The organism is Fundidesulfovibrio sp. (assembly GCF_058402725.1).
Window position 1 is genome coordinate 1 of sequence record NZ_JBZVFJ010000361.1, and the last position, 1,670, is coordinate 1,670.

The 1,670-nt window shown below is 73.2% G+C and carries 1 protein-coding gene and 1 pseudogene; both read left to right on the forward strand.

Annotated features, from left to right (window positions below; translation table 11 throughout):
* Positions 1-204 (forward strand): annotated as a pseudogene (locus tag ACV4UX_RS19650) (HlyD family secretion protein); the annotation flags it as partial.
* A 155-nt stretch (positions 205-359) separates the two neighbouring features.
* A partial coding sequence (locus ACV4UX_RS19655; protein ID WP_491594963.1) for an AMP-binding protein occupies positions 360-1,670 on the forward strand: 1,311 nt, incomplete at its 3' end.

Genomic DNA, 1,670 nt, shown 5'->3' on the forward strand with positions numbered 1-1,670 from the left:
ACCGGGCAGGACCTGCTGCCCACCGTGAGCCCCACCTTCGAGTGGATCCGCCTGGCCCAGCGCATCCCCGTGCGCGTGCGCCTGCTGCGCCTGGAGGAGGGCGTGCTCCTGCGCGCCGGAGTCACGGCCTCCGTGCTGGTGATGACCGGCGACAAGCCGCAGGACCTGTCGAGCGTCCCGCCCGCCCCGGCCCTGCTCCAGTAGCCGGGGGGCAACGTCCGGTAAAAGAATCCCCGGCGCATGTTTGACGCACAGGCCGGATCATTCTATTTTCCCGGGACGCCCGGAGAAGTCTCACCCTGCCAACCCCACGACGCGCCACGCGGGCTCCCGCCCGTTCCGGCCACGGAGGCCACGGTATGATCGACGGACGCAACGCCGCCTGGGACCTCCTGGGCATGGGCCTCGCCCTGGGGGCCGAACGCGCCGCCTATCTCTTCGGCGGCGCGGCGCTCTCCTACGGCGCGCTGGCCGAGCGCTCCCTGCGCTTCGCCTCCTTCCTCGACGCCCGGGGCGTCCGGCCCGGCGAACGCGTCCTGCTCGCCCTGCCCGACACCCCGGCCCTGGTCTGCGCCTTCCTGGGGTCCATGCTCGCCGGGGCCTGCCCCGTGCCGGTGAACACCGCGCTGAAGGCCCAGGACTACGACTTCCTGCTTACAGACAGCGGCGCAGGGCTCCTGCTCACCGTCGCGGGCCACCCCTCCCTGGATGCGGCCGGACCGGACCGCCCAGCAGTGACCTGCGGCGACCTGGGGCCTTCGGACCTGGACGGAGCCCCCGGGGGCTTCGCCCCCCGCCCGGCTGATCCGGCCCATCCCGGCTTCATGCTCTACAGCTCCGGCTCCACCGGAAATCCCAAGGGCGTGCCCCACGCCCAGGAGAACCTGCTCGTCCCGCACAGGACCTGGGGCCGGGTGCTGGAGCTGGGTCCGTCGGACGTGGTGTTCTCCTCCAGCAAGCTTTTCTTCGCCTACGGCCTGCTGGCCAGCCTGGCGCTGCCCCTGGCGGCCGGGGCGGCCACGGCGCTCTTCCCCGGCAAGCCCGGCCCGGGCGACGCCTTCGACCTGATGGCCCTCCACCGGCCCACGGCCTTCTTCGGCGTGCCCACGCTCTACAACGCCATGCTTCGGGTCTACGAGCCCGCCATGAAGCCGTTCGTCCCGGCGCTCTGCTACAGCGCGGGCGAGGCCCTGCCGCCGCTTCTGCACGAGGAGTGGCTGCGGCTCACCGGGCGGGAGATCCTGGACGGCATCGGCTCCACCGAGGCCTTCAACGTCTTCGTCTCCAACCGCAAGGGGCGCTCCCGGGCGGGCAGCGCCGGGCAGCCCGTGCCGGGCTTCGAGGTGCGCCTCGTGGACGACGAGGGCGGCGACGCGCCCCCGGGCAGCGAGGGCCACCTGCTCATCCGGGGCGAGGGCCTCTGCCGGGGCTACTGGAACCGCCCGGACAAGACCCGCGAGACCATGCTCCCCGGCGGATGGCTGCGCACCGGGGACGTGTTCGTGGAGGAGGGCGGCTTTTTCTCGCACCGGGGCCGCAGCGACGACATGCTCAAGTCGGGCGGCCAGTGGGTGTCGCCGGTGCGGGTTGAGGAGGAACTCTTGCGCCATCCCGCCGTGGCCGAGTGCGCGGTGGCGGCGCGGCGCGCGGCGGGCGCGGAGGTGGTCTGC